We start from the raw sequence: 18683 nt of genomic DNA on the forward strand, positions 1-18683 counted from the left end.
CCAAGTTTCGTTAGATTTGGCAGACAGCCAAATTGTCACAAATAAGGTTACTACGTTTCTTTAGCGAGAGTGAAGGACAGCTTGGCTCGGAAATAACAAAGACCTCCGGGAACCCCGGAGGTCTTTGTCTGGATCAGGTTACTTTTTCGCCGGCAAGCCGTTGGCGTCGCGGATCAGCGAGAAGTATTGGTCGGCGAGGACCACTTGGTACTCAGGACCAAGCTCGGCTGTAACGTTCGCCAGATCGGTTGGCGTCATGCCCCATGCCAGGATGCCGAGGGATACGAAGAGCGGCGATTTGCCGTCCCATTTCGCTTTGGCGTCCGCGAGAGCTTTTTTCGTATCGTTTACGGAGCCTACGCCTTGAATGTTGGACGTTGGAACGCCGTCAACAATGTCTACCTTGGTGAAGTTATCCCAGCCGATGAACAGGCCAGGCACTTCATATTGATCGCGGTATGCCGCATTGTTCGCTTTGCTGAGCGGCAGGTTTTCGCCATTCAGACGGTTAAGCACATACGGAATGTTCATGCCGGTTTTCTTCAGGTAGTCTTTCGTGTTTCTCAGATAATCGGTAAGAGCCTTCTCCGGCCAAGCTGCCGGATAGAAGTAACCCGCTCCGGAAGGACCGGCGATAATCTGATCGTTAGCCGTTGCCGTGCCATAGAAGTAATTCAGCATGGCAGGAGCGGCATCATAGAGCAGCGGGCTGGAAGTCCAGTTGATCGGCACCTGGCCGCGTTTTGGATCATCCCACAAATTCCGAAGTCTATGCTGGTTATATTGCAGGTTGTCGCCTTCGCTGAAGGTATACGTTACGTAAATTTTGTTATCCAGCTTCACCGGCTTCGGAGCTTTAGGCTTCGAGAATTCCGGCTTCGTGCCGGAGAACACGGTCATATTGCTGAACCAGTCCGCCGCAAGCACGTATACGCCATGATTCGAAGCAACCTCTACGCCGCTGAACTCGCCTTGGAAATCGTTGCTGAACCATCCGAGGTACGGCGTTCCCGGCTTCACATCGGACAAAATTTTCTCGAACAGCTCCTTCTCCGCCGGATCATTGGAATCCAGCCAGAAGACCATCGCTTTGTTCGCTACCGCGTAATCGCGCAGGTAACCGTATGGCTCCTTCGTCAGGGAAGAGAACGGTTGATCATTAGTCGCGCTCACCTTGTACTCGTTCCACATCTCAACGGACATTGTCAGAGCTTTCGTGCCGGCAGGCGGCGTGAACTTGTAAGTGAAGTAGTTGCCGCCATCCGCAAAGCGGTGGCCGCCGCTGCCCGAAGATACCTGGGAGCTTTGTGGGTCGTACAGGAAAGGCTTCTCCGCATCCGTACCCGGCAGGAAGTGCGCAACCTCTACGCCGTCAGCCTTCACCGTAATTTCGTGAACGGCCGATCCCCAGCCGTCCTGGGTGAAAGCATCCCCGAACTTCACGTACACATCAGGCTTTGCCAAAAACGAAGACAAGTCCAGATCGTAGACTTGACGGTTCTTGGCATCGCGCTCTTCCGTTTTCTCCTGCGCTACAACCTTGTACGTATCAGGCTGATTCGCAGGCGGACGCGCGGATACTTCCGGACTCAAACCAACCAGCATCCGGTGGCTTGTTTCCTTCCACAAATTCTCGTACTCCCACGTATAAGCATCTACGCGGTCTTTGAATTTGCCTTGAAGATCCTCGATTACTTTGAAATTATACGGTGCGGCTTGCAGCTTTGCGCCCAGCTCCGGGCTTACGGCCACGCCGTCGCGAAGTCCGGCAAGCGTTGTAGCCACGTTAACGGAATCCGGTACGTTAGGATCGTAGATAATGATACCCTTTACTTCTTTTTGGAACTTTTTCAAAAGGTCGAAATAATCGTCGCGCACTTTATAGTCGACGTCCAAATCATTCAGCCATTTATACTTGCCTTCTTCCTTGCTTTCCAGCAGGTAGATGCGGGGCTCCTTACGGTTGACGATCCCCTGCAGGGTAGACAGCATAAGCTTCACGTCACCCGGAGCGTCATAAATGTCCGCAACCTCCAGCTGCTTAGGCTGCTTGAAGGTCGGAAGCTGTTGTTTATCCGGCCATGAAATGGTGGATCCTTGTGCCGCCGGCTGCGGATCGGCATACGATCCTGCCGCCGTGAAAGACAGCGTACTGACAATGGCTAGACTGATTGCCGTTAACTTTCGAATCATGTTCTCACACCTCTTATGGTTTAATTAGTGATGCTGCAAGTTCGAAAACGAAACGCTGGCTTCCCACCTCCTAGCGGTGCATCATAGCTGTGGCTCACACACAAGATATATTATATATATTGTATATGTCATTTCAATAACTTCGACAAAAATTACCAAATAAATAGTGCTTTACGTCCGCTTTAGGGTCTTAAGAAGGAGACCGACATTTCCTTAAAATGACAAAAAAAGACTTCCGGAAATCCGGAAGTCTTAATCGGTTAGATCTATTTGTTCTCCTTGATTACCTGTTCAGTCAGTTGCGTAATAGCAGCTTGATCTAATTTGTTATACTCCAACATGATTGAACCTTCCTCACCGTTAAAAAGAAGCAAAGTGCGCTCGCCTGCAACTGCTTTCTGAACTTGCTCACCGTCTATTACTATATCCTGACTATTATCCAGATCAGACTCGAAACTGCTATAGGTTATCGTAATGAACGTTTCACCTTGATAGGGTCCATATAAGATATCTCTTTCCTTATCTGCTTTCTGTTCTTCTGCCGGCTTCATCAGCTTGCCCTTATGATCGGTATAAGTAACAAGAACCTCTTGCTTGTCCCCCATGGCATTACCCTGCTCATCCTTTGGCGGACCGACGAGTTGCACATAATTAACTTCATATCCGTCTAGTTTCGGAATTTTAAAAGAGAGATTGGATTGGTCAATCTTCTCCTGGGCTTTGGCAAGCCCATCATTGGAACTCTGACATCCGGTAAGTAACAGCAAGCACACGCAGAAGAGCATACCTAGCTTTTTCAAATAATCACCCCGTAGTTACTTAATTAAATAGTTACCCTCCCAATTCCTCCTTCTTGCAACAAAACAAAAGACTTCCGGTTACCCGGAAGCCTCTCAACTCAATCTTCTATTGCCGCCTTGCGGCTGTTGATACGGCGGATCATCTCGGGGTCGAACTTCGCCCGTCTGTCGTACGTGTAAAGGCCGTTAACTTCCTGCTCCACATCATACAGCTGCGTATAGCAGAAGCCGAACATCATCGGATGATCGAGCAGCGTATCCGTTAATCCCGCATAGCGGGCAAGGAAGTCCTCCTCCGATACCGGACGGTCGCCATAGCCCCACGACTTCTCGTCCTTCTGGTCCGGATTCCACCAGATTCCGCCGTATTCGCTGACGAAATAAGGCTGGCCTTCATACTGCTGCCTCTTGGGAAACGTATTAAATACCTCGCCGCCGTTCTTCATCGGCTCGTATCTCGCCCGGAACGTCTCCGGATTCTGATCGTAATCGTGAACGTCGAATATATCCGTGACGACATGGAAGTTACCGCTCGTATCAATAACCGGACGCGTCGGGTCCATTCGCTTCGTCACCTCATAGACGATGCGGAGCACCTCGTTATTTTGCTTGGTCCCGTCCTTATCCCAAGTCTCGTTGAACGGACACCAGCCAATAAGCGCGGGATGGTTGAAATCGCGTTCCATTCCTTCCAGCCATTCCGGCAAAAAGCCGGCGAGCCCCTCCGAAGTCGTAATGTCCAATCCCCAGTTGGCATGCTCGCCCCATACGAGGTAGCCAAGCTTATCCGCCCAGTACAGGAAACGGGGCTCGAATATTTTCTCATGCAGCCTGGCGCCGTTAAAACCAAGTCCCATCGAGATCTCGATATCCTTGCGGAGATCTTCGTCGCTTGGAGCCGTATAGACACCGTCCGGGTAAAAGCCCTGATCCAGCACAAGCCGCTGGAATACGGATTTGCCGTTAATGCGGAATGCCATCCCGTTCAGCTTCACCGAGCGAAGCCCGAACGCCCTTCCACGTCCACTCGCCCTCAAGCGGATCCGCCTGCTCATTCTCCAGAACGCAAATCCGGCGGGTATCATCTCCTCCTCCATCATTAGCGGTGTAGTAGATGTACCATTTGTTATTCAAGAAGTGAATTTCCGGCGCCCATAGATTGCTGCTGTACGAGCCTCCAGCCTCAGGTGTCCATATGGTTTGTTTGCGCCCCCCCGCAAGCCCCGTCAAGCTGGCGGATTGCGTCAGTTCCAGACGGCTTCCCAGCGTACACATGTAGTAGTAATAACCGTCTGTATGCTTATATACCCATGGATCGCCAGCGTTTGCAACAATAGGGTTGCGGAATGTCTTAGCTTGAGTCATCTACTCTCTCCTTTTCTTGCTTCATTATTACGTCTTGCATCTCCTATTATCTAGGAGTCTCCCCTCGGCGAACAATTGCGAAAGCGCTTTATTTTTTGTTCAAAAAACGGAATAGCCAAATCGGTTTCGACGGTCGAAAAAGAGCCGGCTTTATCAAATTTGTTATTTCGTGTTTTGCTTGCGCCATTCGAACGGAGTTACCCCAACCGCTTTCACGAAGAAATCATAAAATCGGCTGGAGGAGGTAAAGCCGACTTCGGAGGAAATCGATTCGATGGCTTTGTCGGTCTGCCGCAGCAGACGCTTCGCCTCCTCCATCCGCAGGTTAATCATATATTGCTTCGGCGATACGCCAACGATCTCGGTAAACTTCTTGCGCAAATTGCTCTCCGATACGAAATGCTTGGAGGCCAGTTCATGAACCGTAAGCTGACTGTAGAACCTGGCGTGAATTTCCTTCAATACTTCCTGAATAATCGTCTGATCATTTTTGCCGCCGGCTGTTTGGGAAGTAAGTGCTTGATACCGCTGGAATAAGACGATTACCGTCTCGAAAGCAATTCGCATTATATTGATGGAATCCATGCTGCGCGTATCCTTCTTCCATTCCTTCTCCAGCTGGCTAAAGCTGATTTTCGCCCAATCGGTATCCTCTTCATCCAGCTGAATAGGATGAATTCGATTACATTCGTATCCGGTTTGAAACAGGAAACGGGATTGGAGCGGAATCCGATCATGGCTGAAATGAACGGATACTCCTCTCCAAGGCTTCGTGCATACAAAGCCGTGATGCAGTCCGGGAGGAATCAGGATCAAGCTGCCCGCGCGCACCTTTATGTTTTGTTCCGGGGAACTGTAATAGCCTTCTCCATCCAGAACCAACGTCAATTCGTCGTAATCATGAGAATGCGAGATAAAAAGACCGTCTCCCTCTTCCAAATGAAAGGTATGCGGCTTGAAACGGTCGATGCTAATAATAAAGCTTTCATTGCATTGCTCCATCTTCCATCCCCCTTTTCCATTGCATGCTCTCTCTCCTGAAGCTTTATTAGGAAATTATAGCAATAATTTCAAGAGATGCTCAAGGAAAAGGATGTATGGAAGGTGGACAAATCTATTGATCTTTCCCTATCTGATCCCAGCTTTTCCGCCAGATCAAGCTTCAAATTTATTTTTCCAAAGCTGGTATTTTGACAATTATGGTCGTTCCGCATCCCAACCGGCTAACGATGTCTACTACGCCGTAGCTTTCTCCGAACAGCAGCTTTATTCGGTTATTTATATTCGGCAGACCGATACTTTTCCCGGACCCTCTATCCGAATGCTTCGAATTCAGCTTCTCTCTTAAGCGCTCAAGCTTCTCCTCATCCATTCCTCTTCCCGAATCCGTTACCGCAAAGCATATGTCTCCATTGGCATCGAAATGGCCGCTGACCTTAAGCTCTCCTTCGGCATCCACTCTCTCAAGCCCGTGGTAAACGGCATTTTCCACAATGGGCTGCAATATCATTTTTGGTGTTTGCAGGTTCATCAGCTTCTCGTCTATCCGCACTTCCATCGCAAATTTGTTCTCATATCGAATAGAGATAATATTCAAATAAGCCTTAATGCATTCCATTTCCTCGCTGATCCGTACCAATGCATCCTCTTTCACGCTATACCGGAAAATCTTGGACATACACGAGGTAATTTGGGCGATTTCCTTGCTGCCGTATTCCAGCCCGATGCCGCTGATGCAATTTAAAGTATTATAGAGAAAATGCGGATTGATCTGGCTTTGCAGAGCAGAAAACTCCGCCTGCTTCTTGCTCAGCTCCGATTCGTATAATCGTGCTTGCGTGCTAATAACATGGCTGGACATATTCTCCATTTTGTCAATCATCCGATTGATATCGTAAGCCAATACTCCAACTTCATTCGTCGATCGAACCTTTACTCTGAAGCCCTCCCGCTTGCCGATTTTCCTCATGTCCGCCACAAGCCCCATAACCGGCCGCGTCAAATTGTTTAGAAAGAAATAACCCAGTATAAAGAGACTCAGAATGATTCCGACTCCGGCTATTATGCTGTTATGTTTAATGGGATTCATGTCCTCCGTCAATTCATGAACCGGGATAATACTGACAATGCTCCAACCGTCTGCTTGTTCCAGACCTTTCTCCTGGACGATAACCTTCTCCCCGTTAATCTCCGTTTTCACTCCGCTTGTTAAGCTGTTCCGGTCCGCCGACAGGATATCCTCGAACAAAACGCCGCGGAAGCCTGCCTGGTTGGAAGCTATAACTTCGTTGCTGCTGTTCAGAACATACAGGGCGGAGTGGGGCGTAAGCTCCGTGTTTTCAATCAGCTCCTGCAGCTTTCCGATATTGACCATAACGGAACAAAAGCCGGTTCTTTGCGAAAAATGAACGCCGCCTATCGATTCGATAACAGGTGTCACATAAAAGAAATATTTATTTCCTGATTTGCCGTCTTTCAACAAATCCGTAAACCTTCCTTCTTTTAAAGCTTCGCTGTCGTTTTTGTACTTTTGAATAAACGCGTTATACTGATTCAGGAAAAAAATATCGCCGGTTATCGAATCGACGCTGTATACCTTTCTGCCTTGATTATCATTAATGACAATGCCGCTTACATAGGAATTGAAGGATCTCATGTACTCCATTAAGTCGATGACGTAATTGCCGATGTCGATATCTCTCGTGTAATCGTTATCCGCCGTAGTAAATTCCTGAATTTTTCTATTATCTACAGCAGTATTCGTGCTGATCTTTATATCATTAAAAACCGAATCGATCTTTTGACGCGTCTGCTCAATGATTTTATTGCCGTAATTGGCGGCCCTTGTCTGGGTCAGATTATAAAAGCTGAAATAGAAATAAGCCTCCATAAAGGTAAAGATGATGACCGTAAACAACACGATAAGGAAGATTTGATGTTTAAGCTTCAGTCTGCTGATCTTCAAGCTGCCCACTCCGATACGTTAATTTAAAAATCAGCATTTTCTGTACTTTGCGGGGGTTATTCCGCATTGCTTCTTGAATACTTTATTGAAATAATAATAATCCATGATTCCGACCTTTAAAGCTACTTCCTCAACGGACATTTCCGTATGCTTCAACAGCTCGCAGGCTTTATTTATCCTGAGTTCCGTGACGTATTCCGAGAAGGTTTTCCCCAAGTTTTTCTTGAACAGCTGGCAGCAATAGACCTGATTAAGGAAAAACTTTGAAGATAAATCTTTTAGATACAGCTTGGTTGAATAGTGATTATCGATATATTTCACCATCTGGGCGAAATAGGAGCCGATATCGCCTTCGCTTACGCATTGACGGTTCAACTGCCTGATATAGAGAAGGACATCATACAAAAAACCGCATAAGGACTCAAAGTTCTCGAAGCGCTCCTTGAGCTCTGAATAATTCAGGAAGCCAAGCTCCATGTCTTTCAGTTCCTCGTAAAAGGAAGCTAATAATACGCCGACCACCTGATTCCATAAATAAACAACCTCCCCCATGCCCGCGTTATTTTTGCTGAAGTCGTTTTTGAGCCTCCCCATGGTATCTTCCAAAGCTTCGAATTGTTTCTCCTGAATAATGACAGAAATGCTATCTATAAAAGGCTTGACTGTATTCAGCTTTTGCTCGAATTCGAATAAACCCTTTTCATCCTCATTTAAAAAGACCTTTGAGGCCGCCAGGTCGGATTCCTTGATCAGCTTGGCAAGATCCTTGTAATGATTCGAGATGCTGCTGATTCCCGCAGCCTTAATATCTGTTCCCGCCAAACTCGCCAAATTAAGTCCCTTCAAATCCGCCATTTGGCCGCTTTTTAGTATATATAACGTTTTCCTTGATCCCAGCTCGATCTCCAAGGCATGCTTGACATCAAACTTCTTTTTGCCGCCGATTTGTTCACGATTCGAATAAAGAATAAGCGCGCGATAATAGTCATCTTTCGAAGAAGGATCAAAAAAAGGAGTTAAACGGCTCAATTCATGTTCGTCAGCCGACATTAACGCCTCCAGGATAAGGCTATTACGGTGACCTCTTTTGTTAGCGAAATGGACAGCCAGCTTATTAATTAAGGTTTCCGCCAACTCGATATCGATAGGCTTCAAGAAATAATCCAGCGCCCCGTATCTTATTGCCTCCTGCGCATAGGAAAATTCGGCGAAACCGCTTACAACTACAAAGTCGGCATGCTTGCCCTTTTCTCTGGTCATCCTCATCAGCTCTAGCCCGGAAATTTCAGGCATTCTAATGTCCGTAACGATCAGGTCGGGATTTTCATCGCATATAAACTCAAATGCTTTATGAACGCTTGTGAACTGACCGGCTATTTCAAATCCGTGTTTGCCCCAGTCAAAGGCATTCCTTATTCCTTTAATCGCCCATGGCTCATCATCTACAATAATGACACTATACATAAGTACCTCCCGATAGGTTCTTCTCGTCATAATCGTGGGAACTCGGTAACCAGGAACAAATCGCAGCCATTCTCTTTATATGGACAAAGGCCTATGAACCCTAAAGTCCATAGGCTTGTCAGCAAGCCAACCTATTATATCACTTCTTGTTTGCCTGCATCGCTTCGTAAATTTTCACGTTCTCCTCCATAACGGCTTTGCCGCCTGCCGCCATATACTCATCCACAAGCTTATCGTATAAACTGTCGAAGTCCGAAGGCTTGCACACAATCAGCTTATCGGTCATCTGTTTGTTCAAATCCCCAAGCGTCTTGCCGTACTTAATGTTGGCATCATTTGGCGTATCATAGAAGAAGCTGGTGTAACCGTCCGTCGTATTGATTTTGTAGGACTGCTCTGCCGTCTCTTCTAATCCGGCATACGAAGCGGAAAGAGCTTTAATATTCTTCTCTTGATCGCCAAGCTCAACGCCGTTTACCACCAAGGTATAGTCGAGGTTTTGAGGGCTCATTTGCATATTGTCTCCGGTCTGCGCAATCACCTGCGGGATTCCGTCTACCGTTTTGTGGTTTACGCCTTCCTCCCCGTATTGCAGGAAAAATAACACGTCGGGGTTTGCCATCCAGTTCAAGTACTTAATCGCCAGCTCCGCATTTTTACTGGACTTCGGAATAAACACATTTAAACCATTTTCGTTGTAAATCATTTTTTTGTATTTGCCCTCATCGTTTTTAAACGTATCGATCGGAATAAAATTAGCATCAGGCACATTGGCTTTTAACGGCTCGCTTATGTTTTGTCTAAACGCGTAATCCCAGTTAGCGCTGAAAAATCCGACCTTGCCGTTCGTCACGTCCGCATCCGCCTGCTTTGCCGTTTTGTCCAACGCAAAATCGGGACTGATCAATTTTTCATTGTACAGCTTGTTGAGGAATTTCAGCGATTCCTTGTTTCCTGGCTTTAACCAGTTCGGAGAGGTTACAAAATCCTCCTCAGACTGTTCGCCCCAGAAAGACTCGGCCAAATTACCGGTGCCGTAATTCATGCCGGTCGCCGCCAATCCCCAAGGAATAACGCCGTCTACGCCGCCGGGATTTTTGTCTCGGAATGCAACGAGAGTATTATATAATTCATCTCTGTTCGTCGGCACCGGCAGCCCTAATTTGTCCAGCCAATCCTTTCGAATGAAGCTGCCGATCCAAGCCAGCGACGTTCGTTTTGCGGGGATCGCCATCTGCTTCCCGTTAAACTGCCCGTAAGTGAGAACGGTCTCGCCCAGATAATTTTTCAGATCCTGGCCGTACTTCTCAAGCAATTCCTCCAATGGCATGATACCGTTGATCTTGGCGTACCGGGATACGGTTGCGCTGTCATAAGTAAAGGAAATATCCGGCGCCTCGCCCGCTGCCATCATGACGTTAAGCTTATCAATCTCCTGCGATCTCGGAACCGGAACAAATTTTACAACCGCATTGTTTGGCTTGCCGAAATGTTCGTTAATATACCTGGTCCAGGTGTTGTTGTTCAGATCCGGCTGGCCTTGTATCCCTCTGTCAAACACCTCTACCGTAAGTGTAGTCGGCGGGCCTGAAGGGGATTTCGTCTCGGTTGAAGCGGCCGATGATTCATTCGGCTGATTCTCTTTATTATTGTTATCGCCGCCGCATCCGGCCAATCCGCTGGCTAGCAAAGTAAGCACGGGCAGTAAAACCAACATTTTTTTGTTCATGTTTTTCAACCTCGCTTTTTTATTCTTATCGTCTTTATGAAATCTTAACTGGCCCCAATAATTGTTCACGAATTCCGGCAATTTGGCAACGATCACCACCTTTCCCTACGGCTGCCCACGAGGCTCTGCCTTAACCTTTGATAGCCCCCGTCATTACTCCGTCAACAAAATACTTCTGAAGCTTAGGGTAAACGAGCAATATCGGTACGGTAGCAAACATGACGCTTGCAGCCTTCAAGGATTCCGGAACGATAAACGCTCCCATGCTTCCTTCGCCTTGCTGCGTATCCAGCTGCTGATTGGCGGTAATAATCTGATACAGCTTTAATTGCATCGGGTACAGGTTCTTGTCTGTAATATAAAACAGAGCATCCTGGAAGCCGTTCCACCGGTCAACCGCGTAAAAGAGGCTTAAGGTTGCTATAGAAGGCATGGATAACGGAAGAACAACCTTAACCAGAATGCCCCATTCATTACATCCGTCGATCGCTGCCGCTTCCTCCAGGCTTTCCGGAAGAGACGAAAAGAAGGTTTTCAGTATGATCATATTAAAGACGCTCAATGCGCCAGGCAAGATCAAACTGCTCATCGTGTTCATCATGTCCAGATTTTTCACCAGGATATAGCTCGGAATGAGTCCTCCGCTGAAATACATCGTGAACACCATAGCGGTCAACAAGAAATTTCTACCCATCAGTCGTTTCTTAGTAAGCGGATAAGCGGCGCATATGGTTAAAAACATACAGCATGCGGTAAACAAAATCGTAAGCACAATGGTATAACCAAGGGTATAAAGCATGTCGTTATCGCTCAGAATCGTTTTATAGGTTTCAAACGTGAGTTCTACCGGCCAAAGCGATACCTTTTGCGAGATAATCGCATTATTCGAGCTCAAGGAAAGCGCTATCATATATAGGAAGGGAACAAGACAAGTTATTGAAACCGCCGTTATGAATAATACAATCAGTAGATCTACGAGATTCGTTTTTGATTTGTTCAACGCACTCACGCCCTTTACCAGATTCCGTTCTCGCCGATTTTTTTAGCAACATAATTGGCCGATACGAGAAACAGCAGCCCTACAACCGATTGGAACAATCCGACAGCCGTTGCCTGGGAGAAATCGCCGGATCCAATCCCGATCCGGTAGACATAAGTGCTGATAACATCGGAGTAATCGCTGACAAGAGAATTTCCCATGACGAATGGCCGGTCGAATCCGATCGAGACCATTCTTCCGATCTGCAGAATAAGCAGAATGATGATAGTTGGTTTGATGCCCGGCAAAGTAATATGCCAGATTTTACGAATCCTGCTGCAGCCGTCAATGTCTGCCGCTTCGTACAAATCCTTGTTTATTCCGATCATGGCGGCCAAATAAAGAATGGTCCCCCAACCGGCACTCTGCCATATCCCAACGGCTACATACATGATCAGCCAGTTTGTTTTGTCGGAGAGAAACTCGATTTTGCCAAGACCAAGGCCGGACAAGATCGTATTGGCCATGCCGCCCGACGAGAACATCAGGTACACCATGCCTCCGATAATGACCCAAGATAGAAAATGCGGCAGGTACAGAACGGTTTGCGTCAGTTTTTTGAATCGCGTAAACCTAAGCTCATTTAACAAAATCGCCAGAATAATCGGTGCCGGGAAGCCTGCAACCAAATCCAGAAGATTAAGAACAAGCGTATTTGTTAAAGCCCGGTAAAAGCTGTCCTGCTCAAAAATAAACCGGAACACGTCAAGCCCAACCCATTCGCTTCCGCTAATGCCCTGAAAAATGTTGTAATCCTGGAATGCCATCAATACGCCGTAGATCGGCGCGTATCTGAATAACGCGATATACGCCATTGGCAGCAGCAAAAGGGCATATAACAAAAAATCTCTCTTGATATTTTGAACGATTCGGTTTTTTCTCCTTATTTCGACGCGCTGGCTATCTCTGCCTAAAACCGCTTTCAATTTTATCAATCCCTCTTTCCGTATAAGGTGAGCTCATGTAAAAAATTATACCTGCTTGGATTTTTAATAAAATGTAATTTATTAAGTGAGGTTTTGTAATAAATTAAAATAACAAAAAGCACGCCATGAACAGGCGTGCTTTTACTCTAAGGTTATAGCCCTTGCGGTTTAACTCTACTCTATGCCTGGTTAAGCTTAATGATCCGCACGTCATAGCCTTTAAGCTCCGTTGCGCCGCCTTGGACGCTGGCTCCCGTAAGCAGATCAACCCCGGTTTGCTCTCCGAGCGCCACCGTAACGGCATCCGCATTGTGATTAAGCACAAACAGATAATCTTGGCCGTCTTTGGAGCGGATCGTCGTCTCCACTCCATCCGGCGTGCCGAAGACAAGCGGCTTGATGCCGCGGGAAGCGCATAGCTGAGGCAGCCAGTCCTGCAGGAAGGCCACTTCCGGGCTTGTCGCCAGGTACCAGGCTTCGCCTTCGCCAAACTTGTTAACCGTTAGGGCAGGCATGCCGCTGTAGAAATCATCCCCGTATACGGCCTTAACTTCGGCGCCTTCCGAATGAATGAGATCGCAGAGCATGCCGCATTCGTATTCTGCCTTCGAACCAAGCGTGTTATCGGACAAAACAATCCGGTTGCGCTGCGAAGGAAGCAGGGCATCAATCTCTTCCGCCCAGATGCCGAATAGGTTACGCAGCTTGCCCGGGTAACCGCCCAGCGTCACCAGATCGGTCTCGTTTACGATACCGCTGAAGTAGGTTGTAATAACCGCGCCGCCGGCAGCCGTATAGGCTTCCAGCTTCTCGGCCACGCCATCCTTCACCATGTACATGACCGGCGCAATAACCAGGTCGTAGCCGCTGAGGTCCGCTTCCACGCTGACCACATCGGCCGCAATGCCGGCACGGTATAGCGCATCATAGAATTTATGGGCTTCATTCACGTATTTAAGCGCAATGGATGGACCGCTCGACATTTCAATCGCCCACCAGTTTTCCCAATCGAACAGAATGGCAACCTTAGCTTTCACTCTCGCATCGAGCAAAGCATCTCCCAGCTTCCCAAGCTCTGCGCCAAGCTCCGCGCATTCGCGGAATACGCGGGTATGCTCATGGCCGACATGCTCGATAACCGCGCCGTGATATTTCTCGCATGCCCCGACGGAGCGGCGCAGCTGGAAGAACAGGATCGTATCCGCTCCGCGCGCAACGGCCTGGTAGCTCCACAAGCGCATAACGCCCGGACGCTTAAGCGAGTTGTACGGCTGCCAGTTCTGCTGGCTTGGCGTCTGCTCCATCAGCATAAACGGCTGGCCGTCCTTCAGGCCGCGCATCAGATCATGCATCATGCCGGTATAGCTGTGCGGCGTATCGAAGCTCGGGTAGTTGTCCCAGGATACAACGTCCATGTGCTTCGCCCATTTATGATAATCCAGCTTTTTGAAAGCGCCCATCAGGTTGGTTGTAACCGGAATATCCGGCGTAACCTTCTTGACCGCTTCGTACTCCAGCTTGTAACACTCGAGCAGGCTGTCCGAATGGAAACGCATGTAGTCGAGCGACAGACCTTGGAAGTTTGTCTCCGTCCGGCCGTTCGCGCCGTACCATTCCTCGCTGCGTCCGCTTGGCAGAACGATATCCTCAAAGTCGTAGAAAATATGACCCCAGAACGCCGTATTCCAAGCTTTGTTTACTTCTTCAATCGTTCCGTAACGATCCTTCAGCCATACGCGGAATGCCGCTTCGCAATTGTCGCAATAGCAGTTGCCCGCGCCGCCGTATTCATTGTTGATATGCCAGATAAGAAGAGCCGGATGATCTTTGTACCGCTCGGCAAGCTTCTCCGCCATACGCACCGAATACTTGCGGAAGGTCGGGCTGTTCGGACAAGAGTTATGGCGCCCGCCGAACTTGCGTTTATTGCCGTTGAAATCAACCTGCAGCACATCCGGGTATTTACGGGCCATCCACGCGGGATGCGCCGCCGTGCTTGTAGCCAGACAGACGCCAACGCCGTCCGCATGAAGCTTGTCCATCATCTCGTCGAGCCAGCCGAAATCGTAGGTATCCTCGTCAGGCTGGTTTTTTGACCAGGCGAACACGTTAAGCGTTGCCACATCGATTCCGGCAAGCTTGAACATCCTTAAATCCTCGTCCCAGATTGCCTTCTCCCATTGATCCGGATTATAGTCGCCGCCATACCAAATCTTCGGCTTTTTCGTATTTATCATCTTGTCACACCTCTTTGTATATGATAAAACTGCATTATCTGCTTCTATTGTAAGCCTTCTCATTACCTTAACCTATATAAAATTAATGATTTCGCATATAAAAATATGGAGGTTCCTATGATGCGACGAGTCGTGCCCGCCTTCCCTTCCGAGCCGCTGCCCCTGCAGCTCGAAACGATTGGCTTCAACCCCGATCAGGAGACCTTGGACAGACAGGAGGGTTATCCCTATTTCCACTGGCTCCAGACCTTGGACGGGGAAGGCGAATTGACGGTTGGCGGTCAAACCTGGAAAATGAATGAGCGCTCCGGCGTCCTTCTTGCCCCGTTTACGCCGCACCTGTACGAGGCCAGAAACGGCTGGTGGCAGACGGGTTATATTACGTTTCGCGGAGGTATGGCTGCCAGCATCGTGCAATCGTTTGGCTGGGGAAGCGCCGAACGATTCCAATGGGAAGCCGGCAACGACCGGATCAGCGATCAGTTATTCAACATGCTGACCTCTGCCGAAGCCGGAAGCGATCCTTCCGGCTGGCAGTCATCGGCCGATTTGTACCAATTCCTGACGCTCCTTCGGACCAATGCCCGAACGGACAACCGCCCGTCCATGTCCAAACGGCTGGAGCGGATTCAGGTGCTGCTGGCCTGGCTGGAGCAGCATTTCGCCAACCCGGAGATCGGGTTGGCCGACATGGCCGGGCAGCTTGGCATCGGCGTGAGGCAGCTGAACGAAAGATTCCGCGAGCTGTTTGGCCAGACGGCTTATTCGTATCTCATTCAGCTGCGGATCCGGAAAGCGAAGGAATGGCTGCCTTCCCGGCCGGACTGGACCGTACGCCGCATCGGCGAAGCGGTAGGCTTTCGCGATGCGAGCCATTTCGTCTCCACCTTCCGCCAAAAGGAAGGCATGACGCCGGAGACTTACCGGAAGCTGTACGGACGTTAACCAATCTTGGGATCCGCATAAAAAAAGGTACAAGCCGTGTTCGGGACACAGCTTGTACCTTTAAGGTTAATGACGGCGGTGTATATATACGAAAGAGCACTTGCGCAAGCTAAACTTGTGCAAGTGCTCTTTCCCTTCGTATGACAAACATGATCCACCATCCCAGAAGTCCGCCAAAGCCATTCAGAATAAGGTCATCGACATCAAAGCTGCCCATAGCGAAAACAAGCTGCGAGCATTCCAGGGCCAAGCTTAAACCAAACGAAAGAGCGGCTGCTCCAAGAAAGGAAATGGAGTCATGCTTCGTCCATAAGCCCACGAGAATGCCGCAAGGCAGGAAAATCGCGATGTTGCCAAACAAATTTACCTGTTCGTGACGCTCCGACAGCCCGTGAAGATTTTGCGAGATCGATTTGAACGGGGTAAAATTGGCCCGCTCCAGACCGTACCGCATATATTCCGGGTATTCTAACGTCCAGTGAAGCTTTTGCCATAGAAACGCTATGTTAACCGAACTGAACTTAAACAAGACCACCTTTAGCAAAATATAAAGATAGAATAAAAAAAGAACCGATAGGATGCTGCCTTTGGTGTATTTCATCATAAATATCCCTGCCCTTCCGTTAAGCCAATCGCCGCCTGCGTTGACTTAATCAGAATAAGACTCATTGTTTAAAAATTAAGCAGGGCAAATCTAAAGTTTTTCTTAATTATGCTCCGCCCAGATTTGGGTTTCCGTCGTAACCGATCCGCCCGTTAGCAGGGATTCCTTCATCAAAAGAGCCAGATAATGGTCCTGGCAGGCTTCCGCCAGGCTATAGAACTCTTCTCCGCCGGCCGCATATACTCCCATCTTCTCCAGGCATGCCGCCACAGCGATTTCGTCGTCGGTCAGACGTGCCGGCGCCGTGTCATTCTTGTACACGACCTGTTCGCCTAAGTGAAGGCTCTTCAGGTAATAGCCTTCCAAATTGCCGTCCAATCCGGCCTGCTGACGGGTCATCCGCAAATGGACCGGCGTCAAATGATCAAGCAAGTAGCGGACGTCAAAGTTGTTGATTTCGCCTCGTTCCCCTCTCACCAGCACGCGCGGCGAACGAATCCAGGAGAAATACTGGTCTCCGGTGAAATCGTAAACGCCGTATTTTCCGCCAAAATCCAGCGACGCCATAACCTGCTCCGATTGCTTTATTCTGCTCTCTGCCGGCGGACCGGAACGGCCCGGACCTTCCATAATCGGTGAAGAGAAAGCGGCGGCGCGAATGCTGGCGTTCTCAAAGCCAATGCCCAGATAGCGGCGAATCAGGCTAATGCCATGATAATCGTGCGCGGACGATACTTGAGCCTGCGTCACCTGGCCAAGCTTGCCGGAGCGGACAATGGCCAGCCTCCCGGCATGATTCGGCTGAAATGCATATTGCTCGGCAACCTGAATCCGTCCCTTGCCGCCGACCTGCCGGTATAATGAGATGAGATCCTCCAGCTTCTCGGCGGGCGGCGTCTCGCATAACACCGCAACATCTCGGCCTGTCAATTCCAGCATGACGTCCGGAGCAACCTTACGCGGTACGCTGACGACAACAAACGCAAGAGAAACGGCATCCAGCATCGCGGCAGCCGTACGGAACGTCGGAACTCCCCATGCCTGCTCGAATGCTCTGCCTTTCTCCTCGTCGCGCACAACGACGCCTGCAACATCAAATCGTTCAGGCAGCGCTTTTGCAATACGCAGAAAAAACTCGCTGCGCCAGCCTCCCCCTATAATGCCAAACCGTACAATGCTCATAATATCCTCCCGTTACCCCGCAATTTTACGAATACGCCTTTCTTTACCCAGTATACCAGCTGCGGACAGGCCGCAAAAAGCCCGCAGTCCGAAAGGTTTCCGGACTACGGGCCGTAAGCTCAGCCTGAGTTCTTCTCGCGAAGAGGATTATAGACGGAAGCATTGTCCGGCATCGCGGCGGACTGCCGGATAGTCAGCGATGGGGAAAGCACGATCCGTTCACTCTCTTCTCCCGGCTGACTGATCTGGCGGACAAGCAGCTGCACCGCTCTTTGCCCCATCTGTTCAATCGGCTGGGCCACCGTTGTCAGCGGCGGATCCGTGACGGAAGCAAGCACCGTGTCGTCAAACCCGATAATCGAGCAATCCTGAGGAATCCGCAGTCCCAGCTCCTTGGCCGCGCGGAGCGCGCCAATCGCCAGCAAATCGTTGCAGCAAAAAATCGCCGTCGGGCGGTCCTTCATCTGAAGCAGCTCCCATGCCCTGTCCTTGCCATCCTTATGGCCGCAGCTGACGACAAATAACGGATCCAGCATAAGCCCCGCCGCTTCAGCGGTCTGCCTGAACCCCCGAACCCGCTCCCTGCTGCTGCTGATCGAGCCTTGCTCGGCCAGAACGGCTAGACGGGTATGCCCAAGCGAGATCAGATGCCCTGCGGCGGCGGCCCCTCCCTCATAATCGTCCACAACAACCGTCGGAACCTCAACGGTTGGAAACTCCCTAGCCAGCAGGGCTACCGGAACTCCCCCTTGCAGAAGCGGATTTAACACGGATAGCTCCTTCAAGCCGGTACTGATAATAACGCCATCGACGTTTTTTTGCTGAAGCAAGGCGGCATAATGCTCCACCTTCTCGTCTTTGTTGTCCGTGCTGCATATAAAGACGCTGTAGCCATGCCGCTGCCCTTCATCCTCAACCGCCCTTGCGATCTCAGCGAAAAAAGGATTAGAGATATCCGGCACAAGCAAGCCTAAGGCATACGTTTTTTTACCGGTCAGCGCGGATGCGATCATGCTTGGCTTGTAGCCCATGCGCAGCATGATCTGCCGGATCTCTTCCCGGCGCTCCTCGCTGATTTTCCCTTTGCCGTTAATGACAAGGGATACAGTGGCAATGGATACGCCTGCTTCTTTAGCTACATCGTATATGGTCGCTTTCATCATTGACGGTCTCCAATCGCGCGAAACATATTTAAGTCCATTATGCGCGTTAAGGAGAGCGCTTTCAACGTTTA

The 18683-nt window shown here is 49.3% G+C and carries 15 protein-coding genes; 1 reads left to right on the top strand and 14 read right to left on the bottom strand.

Annotated elements, in window-relative coordinates; translation table 11 throughout:
* Nucleotides 1-138: 138 nt before the first annotated feature.
* From CFI03_RS09655 to CFI03_RS09705, 11 genes are all read right to left on the bottom strand, one after another.
* Nucleotides 139-2193, bottom strand: a complete 2055-nt coding sequence (locus CFI03_RS09655; protein WP_248757218.1) for a GxGYxYP domain-containing protein — start codon at nt 2191-2193, stop codon at nt 139-141.
* A 266-nt stretch (nt 2194-2459) separates the two neighbouring features.
* On the bottom strand, nt 2460-2993 hold the full coding sequence (locus tag CFI03_RS09660; RefSeq protein WP_248757219.1) for a hypothetical protein: 534 nt from the start codon (nt 2991-2993) through the stop codon (nt 2460-2462).
* 98 nt (nt 2994-3091) lie between these two features.
* Nucleotides 3092-4030, bottom strand: coding sequence for a glycoside hydrolase family 2 TIM barrel-domain containing protein (locus CFI03_RS09665; RefSeq protein WP_248757220.1), 939 nt, complete (start codon nt 4028-4030; stop codon nt 3092-3094).
* Complete coding sequence (locus tag CFI03_RS09670; protein ID WP_248757221.1) at nt 3957-4358, bottom strand: family 43 glycosylhydrolase; 402 nt, start codon at nt 4356-4358, stop codon at nt 3957-3959. Before CFI03_RS09670 ends, CFI03_RS09665 begins: the two co-directional genes overlap by 74 nt.
* Nucleotides 4359-4520: 162 nt before the next feature.
* Nucleotides 4521-5360 carry an AraC family transcriptional regulator gene (locus CFI03_RS09675; RefSeq protein WP_248757222.1) on the bottom strand — a complete coding sequence of 280 codons (840 nt, stop codon included), beginning with the start codon at nt 5358-5360 and terminating at the stop codon, nt 4521-4523.
* Nucleotides 5361-5526: 166 nt separating this feature from the next.
* Nucleotides 5527-7323, bottom strand: a complete 1797-nt coding sequence (locus tag CFI03_RS09680) for a cache domain-containing sensor histidine kinase (RefSeq protein ID WP_248757223.1) — start codon at nt 7321-7323, stop codon at nt 5527-5529.
* A gap of 30 nt (nt 7324-7353) precedes the next feature.
* Entirely contained in the window at nt 7354-8787 is a 1434-nt protein-coding gene (locus CFI03_RS09685) for a response regulator transcription factor (RefSeq protein ID WP_248757224.1), read from the bottom strand.
* Between the two features lie 139 nt (nt 8788-8926).
* Nucleotides 8927-10516 (bottom strand): extracellular solute-binding protein, encoded by a 1590-nt coding sequence (locus CFI03_RS09690; RefSeq protein ID WP_248757225.1) that lies wholly within the window; start codon nt 10514-10516, stop codon nt 8927-8929.
* A gap of 130 nt (nt 10517-10646) precedes the next feature.
* The gene (locus CFI03_RS09695) at nt 10647-11411 is read right to left on the bottom strand and encodes a carbohydrate ABC transporter permease (protein WP_248757226.1); all 765 of its coding nucleotides are present in this window, start codon (nt 11409-11411) and stop codon (nt 10647-10649) included.
* A 119-nt stretch (nt 11412-11530) separates the two neighbouring features.
* Nucleotides 11531-12481 carry an ABC transporter permease gene (locus tag CFI03_RS09700; RefSeq protein ID WP_127496051.1) on the bottom strand — a complete coding sequence of 317 codons (951 nt, stop codon included), beginning with the start codon at nt 12479-12481 and terminating at the stop codon, nt 11531-11533.
* A 179-nt stretch (nt 12482-12660) separates the two neighbouring features.
* The gene (locus CFI03_RS09705) at nt 12661-14718 is read right to left on the bottom strand and encodes a beta-galactosidase (RefSeq protein ID WP_248757227.1); all 2058 of its coding nucleotides are present in this window, start codon (nt 14716-14718) and stop codon (nt 12661-12663) included.
* A gap of 117 nt (nt 14719-14835) precedes the next feature.
* Between CFI03_RS09705 and CFI03_RS09710 the strand changes: the two genes are divergently transcribed.
* Nucleotides 14836-15663: an AraC family transcriptional regulator gene (locus CFI03_RS09710; protein ID WP_248757228.1), complete on the top strand. Its 828-nt coding sequence runs from the start codon at nt 14836-14838 to the stop codon at nt 15661-15663.
* 109 nt (nt 15664-15772) lie between these two features.
* Here the strand turns inward: CFI03_RS09710 and CFI03_RS09715 are convergent, their stop codons facing one another.
* From CFI03_RS09715 to CFI03_RS09725, 3 genes are all read right to left on the bottom strand, one after another.
* The gene (locus CFI03_RS09715) at nt 15773-16267 is read right to left on the bottom strand and encodes a VanZ family protein (RefSeq protein ID WP_248757229.1); all 495 of its coding nucleotides are present in this window, start codon (nt 16265-16267) and stop codon (nt 15773-15775) included.
* Nucleotides 16268-16369: 102 nt separating this feature from the next.
* On the bottom strand, nt 16370-17449 hold the full coding sequence (locus tag CFI03_RS09720) for a Gfo/Idh/MocA family protein (RefSeq protein ID WP_248757230.1): 1080 nt from the start codon (nt 17447-17449) through the stop codon (nt 16370-16372).
* 119 nt (nt 17450-17568) lie between these two features.
* The gene (locus tag CFI03_RS09725) at nt 17569-18609 is read right to left on the bottom strand and encodes a LacI family DNA-binding transcriptional regulator (protein WP_248757299.1); all 1041 of its coding nucleotides are present in this window, start codon (nt 18607-18609) and stop codon (nt 17569-17571) included.
* Nucleotides 18610-18683 lie beyond the last annotated feature (74 nt).

This window comes from Paenibacillus sp. ATY16, assembly GCF_003399985.2.
Classification (GTDB): domain Bacteria; phylum Bacillota; class Bacilli; order Paenibacillales; family Paenibacillaceae; genus Pristimantibacillus; species Pristimantibacillus glycanilyticus.

Bases quoted from the DNA above. Each gene is read 5' to 3' on its own strand.
- CFI03_RS09655 (WP_248757218.1), bottom strand. From the start codon at position 2,193: ATGATTCGAAAGTTAACGGCAATCAGTCTAGCCATTGTCAGTACGCTG.
- CFI03_RS09725 (WP_248757299.1), bottom strand. From the start codon at position 18,609: ATGAAAGCGACCATATACGATGTAGCTAAAGAAGCAGGCGTATCCATT.
- CFI03_RS09715 (WP_248757229.1), bottom strand. From the start codon at position 16,267: ATGATGAAATACACCAAAGGCAGCATCCTATCGGTTCTTTTTTTATTC.
- CFI03_RS09685 (WP_248757224.1), bottom strand. From the start codon at position 8,787: ATGTATAGTGTCATTATTGTAGATGATGAGCCATGGGCGATTAAAGGA.
- CFI03_RS09670 (WP_248757221.1), bottom strand. From the start codon at position 4,358: ATGACTCAAGCTAAGACATTCCGCAACCCTATTGTTGCAAACGCTGGC.
- CFI03_RS09720 (WP_248757230.1), bottom strand. From the start codon at position 17,449: ATGAGCATTGTACGGTTTGGCATTATAGGGGGAGGCTGGCGCAGCGAG.
- CFI03_RS09710 (WP_248757228.1), top strand. From the start codon at position 14,836: ATGATGCGACGAGTCGTGCCCGCCTTCCCTTCCGAGCCGCTGCCCCTG.
- CFI03_RS09690 (WP_248757225.1), bottom strand. From the start codon at position 10,516: ATGAACAAAAAAATGTTGGTTTTACTGCCCGTGCTTACTTTGCTAGCC.
- CFI03_RS09675 (WP_248757222.1), bottom strand. From the start codon at position 5,360: ATGGAGCAATGCAATGAAAGCTTTATTATTAGCATCGACCGTTTCAAG.
- CFI03_RS09705 (WP_248757227.1), bottom strand. From the start codon at position 14,718: ATGATAAATACGAAAAAGCCGAAGATTTGGTATGGCGGCGACTATAAT.